This is a genomic window from Aurantiacibacter suaedae (assembly GCF_005434915.1).
In the GTDB taxonomy this organism is placed as follows: Bacteria; Pseudomonadota; Alphaproteobacteria; order Sphingomonadales; family Sphingomonadaceae; genus Alteraurantiacibacter; species Alteraurantiacibacter suaedae.
This window is the reverse complement of record NZ_SKCG01000004.1, coordinates 33,745-46,621: the sequence shown is the minus strand read 5'-3', so window position 1 is coordinate 46,621 and position 12,877 is coordinate 33,745. Positions and strand designations below refer to the sequence as shown.

The following is a 12,877-nucleotide window of genomic DNA, read 5'->3' as shown; positions in this document are numbered from 1 at the left end:
CAGCTTGCACAAGTCGGACGGGGCAGGGCGGCCTTTCAGGCAAGCGCGCGGATTGCGGGCCGAGGCGCGAAGGGCGCCTTGAGGGCGGGCAGCAGGGGGATGTCGCGCTCTGCCAGTGGATCGTCGACGCCGATGGTGATGCTGTGGGCGGGCACATCGTTGCGAAAGGTTCGGTGCAGGTGGTCCCACCAGGCGATCCCGGAGGACCAGTTGGAGTCCATCTCGCAAGGGGTCTGGCTGTGGTGGATGCCGTGCATGCGCGGGGTGGTGATGTGTTTGCTCAGCGCTTCATCGAGCCCGCGCGGCAGACGCCAGTTGGAATGGTGGAACAGCACCGAGAACAGGAAGAACTTGCGCCATGCCGCGAGCCCGCGCGGGCCGATGCCCGAGACGCGCACCTGCACCAGTCGCCAGGGCAGCGAGACGACCATGTCGACGAAGTGGAAGCGGATTGCGGTCGAGGCGTCCATGTCGGGGTCGACGTGGTGGACGCGGTGGAAACGCCACAGCAGCGGCACCTTGTGGGTGGCGACGTGCCAGAGGTAGAACCCGTAATCCATTGCGAGGAAGGCGAGAGCGCCGCCGAGAATGCCGCCGCCGAACAGGCCTGATAGCCCGCGCCTGCGTGCGGCATTGCGGGTGGCGATGCGCTCGGTCAACGGAATCTCGGCGGCCATGATTGCGGCCTGGCAGGCTGCGCCCATCGTCACATTGCGGGCGATACGCGGGGCGGCCTTGCGAGTTTGTCGGCGCAAGGGGCGGGCGCGTTCGGCATAGAGCAGCGCGCCCACGGCTCCCGCGCCGAGCACCATTCCGGCAAGTTTGACGAGTCGCGAGGCCATCGCGCAACGATGAGCCTTCGCCTTGCGCGCGACAAGCCGCTAAGGCTCGGTGATGGATGCATTGCGCCCGACCGTTGCCCTGTTCGCCAAGTATCCGCGCGCCGGAGAGGTCAAGACGCGGCTGATCCCGGCCCTGGGCGAGGAGGGCGCGGCACAGCTGCACCGAAGGCTGGTCGAGCGTACCATTGCCACGGTGCGCGAAAGTGGACTGGACCTGGTGCTCTATGCCAGCGGCGCGGCGCTTGGCGATTTCACCGCATGGCTTGGCGAGGATGTGCGATTGGCCGAACAGGGCGAGGGTGACCTTGGCGCGCGCTTGGCGCGGGTGCCCGCGCCCGCGATCCTGCTCGGCGCCGATATTCCCGATCTTGCGGCAGACCACCTGCGCGCGGCCGCAGCAGCGCTGGCCGAGGTGCCGGTGGCCATCGGTCCGGCGGAGGACGGCGGCTACTACCTGCTCGCTTTCTGCGAGCCGGTGCCGTTCCTGTTTGGCGGCATGGCCTGGGGCATATCCACCGTGCGTGCCGAGACCGAGCGGCGGCTGGCCGAGCGCGGCGTTGAATGGCGCAGCCTGCCAATGCTGGCCGATTGCGACCGGCCCGAAGATCTCGCCCGCTGGCCGGACCTGTCCGCGTGAGCCGCCTCACCATCGCTATCCCGATGCTCAACGAGGCCAAAGCCCTGCCTGCGCTGGCGGCCAGTCTGGCAAGGCTCGACCCGCCGCCGCACGAGGTGCTGTGCATCGACGGCGGCAGCGAGGACCAGTCCGTGGCGCTGGCCGAGGCGCAGGGCTGGCGGGTGATCTCCACGCAGCGCGGTCGCGGTCGCCAGATCAACGCGGGCGTAGAGGCGGCGCAGGGCGAGCATGTGCTGATCCTCCACGCCGACACCGTTTTACCAAGCGATGCGGTGCAGGTGGTGGAGGCCGCACTGTCCGATCCGAAGGTTTCGCTCGCCAGCTTCACCCCGATTATTCGCGGGCCCGAGAAAACGCGCTGGGGCACCACCGCGCACAACTGGGCGAAGACCTGGTACGCCCCGCTGCTGTTCTATCCTAGGCTATTCTTTCGCGGGGCGCGGTTGCTGTTCGGCGACCACGCCATGTTCTTCCGCCGCGAGCAGTTCCTGGAGGTGGGCGGCTGCGACCCGCAGGCGATGGTGATGGAGGAGGCCGATCTGTGCATCCGCCTTGCCGCGCTCGGGCGGGTGCGGATGGTGCCGCGCGCGGTCGAAACCTCCGACCGGCGGATCGCCGAATGGGGGGCGCTCAAGGCGAACTGGATTTATTTCAGGGTCGGGCTGAGCTGGGCTCTGGGTGCGCGCGAGGGGCTGGAGCGGCATTATCCGGACGTGCGTTAGGCCAGTGGCGGGCTGGGCAGGTAGTCGCGGGTAAAGGCATAGGCGACCAGCCGGTCGATCCACGCGGCATCGGTGGGCGGGCAGGTGAGGCCGGTCAGCCGAGTGATGTTTTCAGCAACGAAGCGCGGGTCGCGGGTGAAGTAGGAGCCGTAGGTCGCTAGCATCGCCTGCGCCACGCGCGGGAGGACCGCGATGTCGAACTGCGCCGGATCGACCACCTCAGGATGCTGCAAATGCGGATGGCGGCACACGGCATCGGCCAGTGCGCGGGCCGGGAGCGGGCTGTCGGCGGTGAGGTGGACATGGTGGCCTTGTGCTGCGTCGAAATGCTCGGCCAGCCGCGCGATCCCTTCCGCAACATGGCATATCGGCACGAGGTCAAGCGTCGCCCCTTCCGCCGCCGGGAACTGCGTCAACCGTCCGCGTGCCATCAGGCGGAACACGTTGCACAGGGTGGGAAAGTCGCGGATCGTGCCGGTGGCATGGTCGCCCAGCACGATCGAGGGGCGGGCGATCACGAAGGGCAGGCCCGACTGCTCGACCGCCGCTTCGCCGCGCGCCTTGCTCGCTTCGTAGTTGTTCGCGAATTTCCTTCCGGGCGGCACCGGGGCCTCGGCAATCGCGCCTTGCTCCAGCCCGCAGACATAGGCGGTGCTGACATGGAGAAATCCTGCGCCCGCCGCCTGTGCAAAGGCAAGCGCATTGCGGGTGCCCTCGACATTGATCGCCTCCAGCACCGGCTCTGGCGCATCGAACACGAGGCTGGCGGCGCAGTGAATGACCACGTCGCAGCGCAGCTCCGCCGGATTGAGCCCCATCAGCGGCGCGGTGATATCGCCGTCCACCATGCGGGCCAGCGGCACCGGCGTGCCATCGTTGCCGAGCACCTCGCCGCGGCGGTGCACCATGCCGATCACGCGGTGTCCCCGCGCCGCCAGTCGCGCGCAGACCTCGCCGCCGATCAGGCCAGCCGCACCCGTGACGAGGACGGTCAGCAACAGGCTGTTTCGCTCTTGGCCGGGTTGGTGCCCGACTGGCCGAAGGGCATAGCCGTGCCGCAGCCGGGAAACACGCCGTAGTGCTTCGAGAAATCGCCGATGAACTCGAAATGCGGGGCAAAGCGGGTCTGTTCGAGCATCAGCCAGCTATTGCCGCAGACCGGGAAGGTCTTCCCAGCTTCGATGGCGTGGTGCGCGTCGAGGTGGAACACATCTTCCTCCCCCGCCACCGTGCCATTGTAGCGGACGGCCTGCCCATAGTCCTCGCACTGCGGCTCCAGCCCGTCGAGCTTGAACAGCCGCCAGGTGGCCGAGACGAAGCCGATGCCCGTGAGCTTGGCGGCCACCGCGCGGTCGTTGATCGCCAGCGGGCGGTCGGTGACGAGGCGCGGATCGGCAAAGCCCGCCTCCTTCGCGAGCCGATCGAAGTCGCCCCAGTAAAGCGCGCCCGACAGGCACTCGCCGTGCAGAACGGGATCGTCGAGCAGGTGCGCGGGGACGCGGCGGTCGGCATAGACGTCGGAGAAATACAGCTCGCCGCCTGGCTTCAGCAGCCTGTGCGCGGCGCGGAACACCGCGGCCTTGTCAGCCACGAGATTGATCACACAGTTGGAGACGATCACGTCGAAGCTCTCGGGCGCGAGGTCGAGCGCGTCGAGCTTCTCGATATCGCCCTCGACGAAGCGGACATTGGCATAGCCGAATTTGTCGGCGTGCCAGTCCTTGTGCGCCTCGGCCACGGCGAGCTGTTCGGGTGTGGCGTCGACCCCGGTGACCGAACCTTTTGCGCCGACCATTTGCGCCAGCAGATAGGCGTCCTGCCCCGCGCCCGAGCCGAGATCGAGCACATGTGCACCTTCGATGGCCTGCGGAACCACCAGCCCGCAGCCATAGTAACGTGCGCGGACATCTTCGTGGACATTGGCCAAGGCGCGGCGCACCGTCTCTGAAGGCATCTCGGCGGTGCAGCAGGCATCGGTGCGCAGGTCGGCCGAGCCAGACAGCACCTTGCCATAATAGTCTTGCGCGTTTTCAAGCATCGCGGGTTCCTTCGTTGGTTCCCCTGTAGCAATCCCCAATGGCGACGTTACATTCATCGCGCAATGCCCTCACAAACCTATACCCATGACGTAATCGTGATCGGCGCCGGTGCCGCTGGTCTCACGGCGGCTGGCGGCTGCGGCCTGTTCGGCCTCAAGGTCGCGCTGGTCGAGCGCGGCGCCTTTGGCGGCGAGTGCCTGAACAACGGTTGCGTACCGTCGAAAGCCCTGATTGCGGCCGCTCGGCGCGCTTACGAGGCAAGGCGCGGCGCGCGGTTCGGGGTGAGCGTGAACGGCGCGCGGATCGACTGGGACGGGGTGCGCGTGCATGTAGAGACGAGCATCGCCACCATCGCCCCGCACGACGATCCCGCGCGATTCGAAGCCATGGGCTGCGAGATATTCCGGGGCACCGCGCGGTTGACGGGGCCGCGCACGGTCGCGGTTGCGGGTCATACCCTTGCTGCACCGCGAATCGTGCTGGCGCTCGGCTCTGAGCCTGCGGTGCCGCCGATAGAGGGGCTGGCCTCCTTGCCCTTCCTTACGAATGAGAACCTGTTCCAGCTCTCCCGTCTGCCTTCGCGGCTGATCGTGCTCGGCGGCGGCGCGGTGGGGATGGAGATGGCGCAGGCCTTCTGCCGCCTCGGCTCGCAAGTGACGCTGATCGAGCGCGGCGAAATCCTGTCGCGCGATGACCGCGAATCGGCGGCACTGGCCAAGGCGGCGATGGAAGCGGACGGGGTGCGCTTCGTCAGCGGAACAGCCGTGCGCGCGATGGGCACCGATGGCGCTATTGCGCTCACGCTGGATGACGGCGCGGTGATCGAGGGCAGCCATGTGCTTGTCGCCACCGGGCGCAAGGCGCGGGGGGCGGGAATGGGCCTAGCGGAGTTGGGTATGAAATTCGGCAGCAACGGGATTGCCGTCGATGCGCGCCGCCGCACCAGCCTGAAGCATATCTACGCCATCGGCGACTGCCGCGATGGGCCACGGCTGACCCATGTCGCGGGCTATGAAGGTTCTAACGTGGCGCTCGACATATCGCTTGGCGTGCCCACCAAGGTGGACTGGGCCGCGCTGCCCTGGTGCACCTACACCGCACCCGAGGTGGGTCAGGTGGGTCTGACCGAAGCTCAAGCGCGCAAGAAATTCGGTGACAAGGTGCGCATCGTGCGGGAGGACTTTTCGCACAACGACCGCGCCGTGACCGAGGGCGCGATGGACGGCCAGCTCAAGCTGGTGATGAAGGGGCGCAAGCTGGTCGGCGCGAGCGTCTGCGGCGAGGGGGCGGGCGATATGCTCCTGCCGCTCGCGCAGACGATCACCGGCAAGGCAGGTACCTTTGCGCTGGGCTCGGCGATCATCGCCTATCCCACGCGCGGCGAGATCACCAAGGCCGGAGCCTTCGCCGCGTGGGAACCGCTGGTGTTCAGCGCCCCGGTCAAGCGGATCGCCCGCGCGCTGGCGGCGCTGCGGCGGAGGTTTGGATGAGCGTGCGTTCGAAGAGCCGCAGCGCGCCGCAAGGACAATCGCCGTTCACGCTGACCGACAAGGTGCCGCTCGCGCCGGGCAAGTTTGCCGACCCGCAGGTCACCGCCAAGGGTGAGACCCGCGCCGTGGTCGCGCCCGAGGCGATGCGCACGATCTGGCTCAACACCGGCACGCTGTGCAATCTCGCCTGCGCCAATTGCTACATCGAAAGCTCGCCCACCAACGATGCGCTGCAATACCTGACGCTCGCCGAGGCGGAGCGCTTTCTGGCCGAAATTCGCGCCACCACCGATCCGCTGCTGGCGCACCTGCCCGAGATCGGCCTCACCGGCGGCGAGCCGTTCATGAACCCCGACATCATCGCCATGCTGCAAGCCGCGCTGGAGGCCGGGTTTGCCGTGCTGGTACTAACCAACGCGATGGCCCCGATGCAGCGCCATAAGGCAGCGCTGGAGGCGCTGCGGGCCAGCCATGGCGACAGGCTCACCCTGCGCGTGAGCATCGACCACTATAGCCAGCCGGTCCATGAGGCCGAGCGCGGGCCGCGTAGCTGGGAGCCGATGCTGGCGGGTCTGACATGGCTGTCGGAAAGCGGCTTTGCGCTGGCGGTGGCGGGCAGGCACCTTGCAGGCGAAAGCGAGGCCGATGCCCGGCGCGGCTATGCGGCTCTGTTCGCTGAGCATGGCGTAAAGGTCGATGCGGCGGACCCCGCGGCGCTTGTGCTGTTTCCCGAGATGGATGAAGAGGCCGACGTGCCCGAAATTACCGAGGCCTGCTGGGGCATTCTCGGTCAATCGCCATCGGCGATGATGTGCGCGACCAGCCGTATGGTCGTCCACCGCAAGGGCGAGGACGAGGCGCGCGTGGTCGCCTGCACGCTGCTGCCGCACGATCCGCAGTTCGATCTTGGGGCGACGCTTGACGCGGCGTTGCGACCCGTCCCGCTCAATCACCCGCATTGCGCGCGCTTCTGCGTACTGGGCGGGGCGAGCTGTTCGCAGTGATCAGCCACGGTTCATCTTCGCGAGTGCTTCTTGCGAGGATGACCGTTCGCAAACTTGCGCTTCTTGCGCCTTTCGCCCTCGCTTTCGCCGCCTCGCCCGCGCTTGCTGTCGATGCGATCGATGGGGTTTACATCGATTCCGGGGGTTATGTGGAGATCACCGTGGCTCCTTGCGGGCAGGCGCGGTGCGGCAAGATCAGCCGTATCATCCGGCGCAAACCCGGTGAACCGGACCATGATGCACATAATGAGAATCCCGCGCTGCGCGACCGCCCCATCCTCGGCCTGACGCTGCTGAGCGGCCTGCAATGGCGCGATGGAGCCTGGCGGGGTGAAGTCTACAACCCGGAGGACGGCAACACCTATCGCTCGGTGGTGCGCGCCGGATCGAATGGGGCGCTTGAGGTGGAGGGGTGCCTCGGCCCGTTCTGCCGCAAGCGCATCTGGCCCGCCAAATAGCGCTGATGCAAATTCGCTGCGCAAACCCCCTTGATTATGCGGAGCGCCCGCGATAGAGGCGCGCCCCTGCGTTGCCCCGTCCTCTAATGGTAAGAGAGCGGACTCTGACTCCGTCAATCAAGGTTCGAATCCTTGCGGGGCATCCAGTTTTCCCTTCCATCACCTGATTAGCACTGGTCTGCGGAGCGGATTGTCGAGCCGTGCTCGGCGTCTTTCGTGCGCCGATGGTCCACCTCGGCGCTTGACGATCGCACCGTTATGCCTAAGCTGCCCGTCAGAAAACAAACAAAGTTCGCAGGAATCTCGTCGTATTGCGCTGCCTATTGGCGTGCGCTGATTGGAGATTCGTTATGTTTGCCAATTTTCGTGATGGTTTCCAGCTTCGTAAGTTTGCTTTCGGAGGCTTGGTGAAGATATCCTGCGTAGTGCTGCTTTCTGCCGGAGCCGCCCTCGCATCCCCTGCCGCCGGTCACGACATACCGACAACCCGACTTGTAACCTGCGGGGAGCACAGTTGTCTGCGGATCGAGGGGCATCGGGATAGTGTCGGCACGATGGTTGCGATCAATGGCCAGCCGATGGCGGTCGATGGCGGTGAGAGCTGGCGTGTCACCTTGCCAATGCACATGGTGAGGCAGATTGCGGGGGATGGTGCCCGCAGACTGGAGGTGACGCTGCGACATCCGAGCGCCAGCCGCGAAAGCCGCAACTACGCTCGGCTGCCCATAGGATTGCTCGGCGATACCACCGAACTTGAAGTGATCCGCGTCACCGCTTCCTGATTGCCGCAATCTTCCTGCCACTTCTTGCGTGACATCGTGCAAAGTCCTAGATGCGCCGAGAGCCGACAAAGATCGGCGTCATTGGACACAGGAGATTACGATGATGAAGGCAGGCCTCATGGCCGTGGCCGCAGTCGCCCTGGCGACGCCGGCTTTGGCAAATACCGCTTCCGATACCACCAATGCCGACCCGTTCACCGCTTCGTCGGCCACGCTGCGCCTCGACGGGCTGAACCTTGCCACGGTCGACGGTCAAAACCGCCTTGCGATCCGCATGGACGCTGCCGCGCGCGCCGTCTGCGGCGAAGGTCTCGACACCGTGCACCTGCAAGCCGCAGCCAATGCACGCGAATGCCGCACCCGCGTTCATGCCCAAATCCGCGATCAGATCGAGACTCGTCTCGCTGCCGCGCGTTCGGAAGATGCAGCTCCGGTGCAGCTGGCGATGAATCGCTGAGTGCCAAAAGCCTCTTTGCCCGCCTCTTGAGCGGGCGGGCCAGAGGCGGCATGAGGCTCGCATGAGCCTCGAATCCAAAGCCAGAAAATCCCTCAAACAGGGCGATTTTGCGACTGCTTCGGCGGCAGCGAAAGAACTGGTACTCCAAGATCAGAGCAAGCCGACCGGCTACTTCCTGCTGGGAATTGTAGCGGCGGAAATCGGCGACATGGCAAATGCGCTGGCCTTGCTTGAAGCAGCGGTGCAGCGCGGACCCCGGGCAGAACATCTGGCGCAACTGGCGCGGGTGCTGAGCCTGCTTCACCGCGAAGGTGATGCCGCAAGGGCGGCGCGCGCGGCATACGACCTTAATCCGGAAGAGGCGATCACGCTCGACACGATCGGCTGCGTCTTTACCCGGCTGGGCGACCACGAGGGATCGCTTGCGCCTTTCCGCGCTGCGGTTGCCAAGGCCCCCGCTAATCAGGACTATCGCTATAACCTAGCAGCGGCCTGCGGCTTCACCGGCAAGGTCGATGAGGCGAGGGCGCTTTACGAAGAGATTCTCGGCGAAGATCCGGTCAATGCGCGGGTGCATTATGCGCTGGCCTTGTTGTCGCGGCATACTGCGGACAACCATCATGTCCCCCGGTTGGAGGCGGCGCTGGCCGAAGCGAACAGCCCCGATGATCGACTGCGCATTCGCTATGCTCTGGCAAAGGAGCTGGAGGACCTTGGCGATGCGCGCTCTTTCACCTTCCTGAAGGCCGCCAACGACGAGCACAAGCGCACCATCGGATATGACTTCGCGCAGGACCAGGCGGTGTTCGATGCGCTTGAGCAGCTGTTCCGCAAGGGGGAGGGTGCCTTGTTCACCAGCACGGGCGATCCCGCGCAGGCACCGATCTTCGTGATCGGGATGCCGCGCACCGGCACCACGCTGGTTGACCGGATCCTGTCCTCGCATCCCGAAGTCGGCTCGGCAGGAGAGTTGCAGGCCATGCCGGTGGCGGTGAAGCGGCTTGCGCAGACGCGCTCGCACCAGGTGATCGACGCCGAGACGGTCGCGGCCAGCGGTTCTAGCGATGCAGCGGCTATCGGCCAGGCCTATCTCGCTCAGGCGGAGCATCAGCGCCCGCAAGGCTCGCCCCGCTTCATCGACAAGCTTCCCGCCAACTTTCTCTATGCCGGACATATCGCGCGCGCCTTGCCCGAAGCGCGGATCGTGTGCCTGCGGCGGCAGCCGATGGATACGATCTGGAGCAACTATAAGAACCTGTTTGCCAGCCAATCGGCCTATTACGCCTACTCCTACGATCTGCTCGATACCGCGCGCTATTATGCCCGGTTCGACCGGCTGATGCGCATGTGGGAAGAGCTGATGCCAGGCCGCATCCTGCAACTGGGCTACGAGCAACTGGTGGCCGATCAGGAGCGGCAGACGCGCCGCTTGCTCGCACATTGCGGGCTTGAGTGGGATCCGGCTTGCCTCGCCTTCCATGAGAACCGCGCGGCGGTGGCAACCCCCAGCGCGGCGCAGGTGCGTCGCCCGCTCAATGCCGATGCCATCGGCAAGTGGCGCACCCATGCCGAGGCGCTGGAACCCGCGCGCGCGTGGCTGGCGGCGCAGGGGATCGACCCGGAAGCGGCTTGGAAAAGCGATTAGTTAGGCTGACGCAACTTGCTCACCTCCCTGGAGGAGGGGCCGGGGGTGAGGGCGCGACGCTGGCGTGGAAGTCCCATCCCAACGCTTCCCGATGGGGGAATGGCTTTGTGCGTCTATGCTATGTCATCCCGTTATAGCCTCAACGCAAGCGGGGCGACTGTCACTGATGACAGACGCCCCGCCCGCGAGGAAATTTGTGGCTCAACTCAGAACTTCATGCTGGCTTCGATCCCGACAGTGCGCGGATTCAGCACGGCCTGGCGATAATAGCGCAGCAAGATGCCGTCGTTGTAGCCGGTCTGCGACAGGTTATTGCCAGTTGAGACCACCGCATACTTGTCAAAGATATTGTTGGCGTAGAGGCGGAAGGTGTAATTATCCATCTCGTACGCAACTGATGCGCGGTGCAGGGTGTAGCTCGGAATGACCGTGCCGGATGCGCGATCCCAGCCAAGCCGCGAAACCACGTTGCCGCGATAGGTTGCGGTCCAGTTCAGCACCAGATCGTTATCACCGACGGGCAATATATAGGTCGCGCCCAGCGAGCCAGAGTGCTTGGCCGAACCGGGGAGGCGATCGCCTGGCAGCGCAGCGGTTCTTTCCGGTGCGCTAGGATAGGTTCCGGCCGGGCTGTTGGTGGCAATGACGTTGGGAACGCCCTCGGTCAGGTGGGCATCAACATAGGCGAAGCTGCCCTGGATGCTTAGCTCGGGGATGGGGCGTGCCTGGAAGGTTGCCTCTATGCCCTCCGAAAGAGCCTTGCCGCCGTTGATGGTGACGCCGTTCCCACCATAAACCGTGACCGTGTCCAACTGTATGCTTTCCCAATCAATGTGGAAGTAGGCCAGGTTCAGGTTCAAGCGACGATTGAACAACTCCAGCCGGGTGCCGATTTCGAGGTTCTTGGTCGAATCCGGTGCATACTGGATTTCGTTCGGCAGGGCGCAGATGAGCTGGGGCCCTTCATACTCCTTGGGATCGGTCGGCGTTCCTTCGAGGCAGGGAGCAACTCTGTTCGGCCCTCCGATACGATAGCCCTTCGAGTAGGTTCCGTAGAACATCAACTCGTCGGAGACGTCGAACGATGTGTTGAACTTCCACACCCAGCCATCTTCGCCGTTCTCGCCGCCGCCGGCGGTACGGTCGTAAGGGCTGAAGGGCTGACCGAGCAACGGAAGAGTCGACGCACCCAGGATTTCCGAGTCATAGTTGAAGTAGCGTGCACCGGCGGTGACCTGCCACTGCGGGATGATTTGTAGTGTCGCTTCGCCAAACACCGCCTTCTCCTTCACCTCGGACGTGATGAAGCTCACGTATTCGAGGCACTCAGGATTGGTTGCCTGGTCACACCACGGGTGGTTCGGAGTGAGTTCTGAGTAGTCGCTCTGGTAGTTATTCTTGTTGAAAAAGCCGCCGATTACCCAGTTAACTGGGCCACCGTGAGCCGAGACAAAGCGAACCTCTACGTTGTGCTGTTTGCGCACCCGCTCGGAATCGTTGAAGGAAGCGAAAGCTGGATAGCTTTCGTAACCGAAGTCAAGATCAAGCAACAGATCGGTGTTATCGGTCATGCTAGTGAATTTGCTCACCGTATAGGCGGCCGTTGCTACCAAATCGACGACGTCCGCAATGTTGGCGTTGACCTCGAGGCTGGCCAAGTGCGCGTAGCGATCGACTGGCTCGGCGAAGCGGCTCGCATTCTCGAATAGGCCAGTGCCCATCACGCCGAAGCTGTTGGTCTGCGAACCTTCGGTCTTGGTTTGCTGGAAAGCATAGGTGAAGTTGAAGCTGAGATCGTCGCTCGGCGCGACCAACAGCTGATTTCGCGTGGTTACCGTGCGCTCGTAGTTGAGGTTGTCGCGGCGGTAGAGGTTGGCATCGTACTGTTCCGGGGAATAGTTGGGGTTGTTCAGGCCGCCCGGCTGCGGGAGCGAGATGCCCGGCTCCTGCACCAGCAGCGGATAATCGATAAAGCCCGGATCGAAGGTGTATTCGGTCGCTGACCGGAAGGCGATGTGATCGCGCATGATCGGAACGTTGATCACTCCGCCGGTCTTGAAGCCAACGTCGTCACCGTGTGCCTTGAGCGACAGGCCGCCGTTAACCTCGCCTTCGAAGCGATCGAGATTGGGGCGATTAGGAATATACCGGATCGCACCCGCGAGCGTGCCGAGGCCATACAGCGTGCCCTGCGGGCCGAGCAGCGTTTCGACGCGGTCGATGTCAATGAACTTGAAGTCGTAGTACATCGGCACTTCGCCGAGGTAGATGCCCATGGCGTTGTCGTAGAGGGAGCCGCCGGCGCCGACGTCGGAGGCGCTCAGGCCGCGCAGCACGATCGTGCCGGTTGATCCCGCTCCGGTGTCGGAGACGGTCATGCCGGGGGTGAAATCGGCGATGTCGCGGATGTCTTCGACCTGCTGCCGCTCAAGCTCTTCGCTCGAAAGCGCGGTGATGTTGATAGGCGTGTCCATCAGCGTGGTCGCGCGGCGCGTCGCGGTGACAACGATTGCGTCACTGGTCGTCGCCGCCGAAATTTCCTGCGCGAAAGCCGGCGTGGCAACGGTCGCGGTGCCCGTTATGGCGGTGGCCACCATCAGCTTCAGCTTGATTTTGGAGCATTGTTTCATCGTGCAATCCCTCATGCTTTTGGTTGTGTTCGTCCGGGCTCCGGAGCGCGCCGAAACCTGAGTGTTTCAAATTGTCGTGGCGTGGCGCTGGCTGGCGGTTCTTCCCTGTTGGAACCGCGATGGCCGTTGCTTGCCGCTGTGCGTTTGCAGTCCCGATTTCTGGTAGGCCGT

General features: G+C 64.5%; 12 protein-coding genes and 1 tRNA gene. 9 read left to right on the top strand and 4 right to left on the bottom strand.

Features of this window, described 5'->3' with window-relative positions; translation table 11 throughout:
* Positions 1–35: 35 nt before the first annotated feature.
* The gene (locus tag E0473_RS14220; protein WP_137681586.1) at positions 36–842 is read right to left on the bottom strand and encodes a sterol desaturase family protein; all 807 of its coding nucleotides are present in this window, start codon (positions 840–842) and stop codon (positions 36–38) included.
* Positions 843–894: 52 nt separating this feature from the next.
* Between E0473_RS14220 and E0473_RS14215 the strand changes: the two genes are divergently transcribed.
* Together E0473_RS14215 and E0473_RS14210 are read left to right on the top strand one after the other, a co-directional pair.
* Positions 895–1,479 (top strand): TIGR04282 family arsenosugar biosynthesis glycosyltransferase, encoded by a 585-nt coding sequence (locus E0473_RS14215; RefSeq protein ID WP_137681585.1) that lies wholly within the window; start codon positions 895–897, stop codon positions 1,477–1,479.
* The gene (locus tag E0473_RS14210; RefSeq protein ID WP_241657536.1) at positions 1,476–2,201 is read left to right on the top strand and encodes a glycosyltransferase; all 726 of its coding nucleotides are present in this window, start codon (positions 1,476–1,478) and stop codon (positions 2,199–2,201) included. The genes E0473_RS14215 and E0473_RS14210 overlap by 4 nt, the downstream gene beginning before the upstream one ends.
* On the opposite strand, the gene E0473_RS14205 is transcribed toward E0473_RS14210, so the two are convergent.
* Both E0473_RS14205 and E0473_RS14200 read right to left on the bottom strand, forming a co-directional pair.
* On the bottom strand, positions 2,198–3,199 hold the full coding sequence (locus E0473_RS14205) for an SDR family oxidoreductase (RefSeq protein WP_137681583.1): 1,002 nt from the start codon (positions 3,197–3,199) through the stop codon (positions 2,198–2,200). The genes E0473_RS14210 and E0473_RS14205 overlap by 4 nt on opposite strands.
* Positions 3,193–4,239, bottom strand: a complete 1,047-nt coding sequence (locus E0473_RS14200; RefSeq protein ID WP_137681582.1) for a methyltransferase domain-containing protein — start codon at positions 4,237–4,239, stop codon at positions 3,193–3,195. Before E0473_RS14200 ends, E0473_RS14205 begins: the two co-directional genes overlap by 7 nt.
* Positions 4,240–4,302: 63 nt before the next feature.
* Between E0473_RS14200 and E0473_RS14195 the strand changes: the two genes are divergently transcribed.
* The 7 genes from E0473_RS14195 (at position 4,303) to E0473_RS14165 (ending at position 10,076) form a co-directional block, all read left to right on the top strand.
* A complete protein-coding gene (locus tag E0473_RS14195) occupies positions 4,303–5,730 on the top strand; it encodes a dihydrolipoyl dehydrogenase family protein (protein ID WP_137681581.1) in 1,428 nt (475 codons plus the stop codon).
* The gene (locus E0473_RS14190) at positions 5,727–6,734 is read left to right on the top strand and encodes a radical SAM protein (protein WP_137681580.1); all 1,008 of its coding nucleotides are present in this window, start codon (positions 5,727–5,729) and stop codon (positions 6,732–6,734) included. The genes E0473_RS14195 and E0473_RS14190 overlap by 4 nt, the downstream gene beginning before the upstream one ends.
* A 38-nt stretch (positions 6,735–6,772) precedes the next feature.
* Complete coding sequence (locus tag E0473_RS14185) at positions 6,773–7,192, top strand: DUF2147 domain-containing protein (protein WP_137681579.1); 420 nt, start codon at positions 6,773–6,775, stop codon at positions 7,190–7,192.
* A 72-nt stretch (positions 7,193–7,264) separates the two neighbouring features.
* Positions 7,265–7,338: transfer RNA gene (locus E0473_RS14180), tRNA-Gln, on the top strand.
* A 204-nt stretch (positions 7,339–7,542) separates the two neighbouring features.
* Positions 7,543–7,974: a hypothetical protein gene (locus E0473_RS14175; protein WP_137681578.1), complete on the top strand. Its 432-nt coding sequence runs from the start codon at positions 7,543–7,545 to the stop codon at positions 7,972–7,974.
* Positions 7,975–8,074: 100 nt separating this feature from the next.
* The gene (locus E0473_RS14170; protein WP_338325102.1) at positions 8,075–8,431 is read left to right on the top strand and encodes a UrcA family protein; all 357 of its coding nucleotides are present in this window, start codon (positions 8,075–8,077) and stop codon (positions 8,429–8,431) included.
* Between the two features lie 61 nt (positions 8,432–8,492).
* Positions 8,493–10,076 (top strand): tetratricopeptide repeat-containing sulfotransferase family protein, encoded by a 1,584-nt coding sequence (locus E0473_RS14165; protein WP_137681577.1) that lies wholly within the window; start codon positions 8,493–8,495, stop codon positions 10,074–10,076.
* 206 nt (positions 10,077–10,282) lie between these two features.
* On the opposite strand, the gene E0473_RS14160 is transcribed toward E0473_RS14165, so the two are convergent.
* Complete coding sequence (locus E0473_RS14160; protein ID WP_137681576.1) at positions 10,283–12,706, bottom strand: TonB-dependent receptor; 2,424 nt, start codon at positions 12,704–12,706, stop codon at positions 10,283–10,285.
* Positions 12,707–12,877: the final 171 nt, after the last annotated feature.

Coding starts and splice junctions, on each gene's coding strand:
- E0473_RS14175 (WP_137681578.1), top strand. CDS start 7,543: ATGTTTGCCAATTTTCGTGATGGTTTCCAGCTTCGTAAGTTTGCTTTC.
- E0473_RS14185 (WP_137681579.1), top strand. CDS start 6,773: ATGACCGTTCGCAAACTTGCGCTTCTTGCGCCTTTCGCCCTCGCTTTC.
- E0473_RS14220 (WP_137681586.1), bottom strand. CDS start 842: ATGGCCTCGCGACTCGTCAAACTTGCCGGAATGGTGCTCGGCGCGGGA.
- E0473_RS14200 (WP_137681582.1), bottom strand. CDS start 4,239: ATGCTTGAAAACGCGCAAGACTATTATGGCAAGGTGCTGTCTGGCTCG.
- E0473_RS14170 (WP_338325102.1), top strand. CDS start 8,075: ATGATGAAGGCAGGCCTCATGGCCGTGGCCGCAGTCGCCCTGGCGACG.
- E0473_RS14165 (WP_137681577.1), top strand. CDS start 8,493: ATGAGCCTCGAATCCAAAGCCAGAAAATCCCTCAAACAGGGCGATTTT.
- E0473_RS14160 (WP_137681576.1), bottom strand. CDS start 12,706: ATGAAACAATGCTCCAAAATCAAGCTGAAGCTGATGGTGGCCACCGCC.
- E0473_RS14195 (WP_137681581.1), top strand. CDS start 4,303: ATGCCCTCACAAACCTATACCCATGACGTAATCGTGATCGGCGCCGGT.
- E0473_RS14215 (WP_137681585.1), top strand. CDS start 895: ATGGATGCATTGCGCCCGACCGTTGCCCTGTTCGCCAAGTATCCGCGC.
- E0473_RS14190 (WP_137681580.1), top strand. CDS start 5,727: ATGAGCGTGCGTTCGAAGAGCCGCAGCGCGCCGCAAGGACAATCGCCG.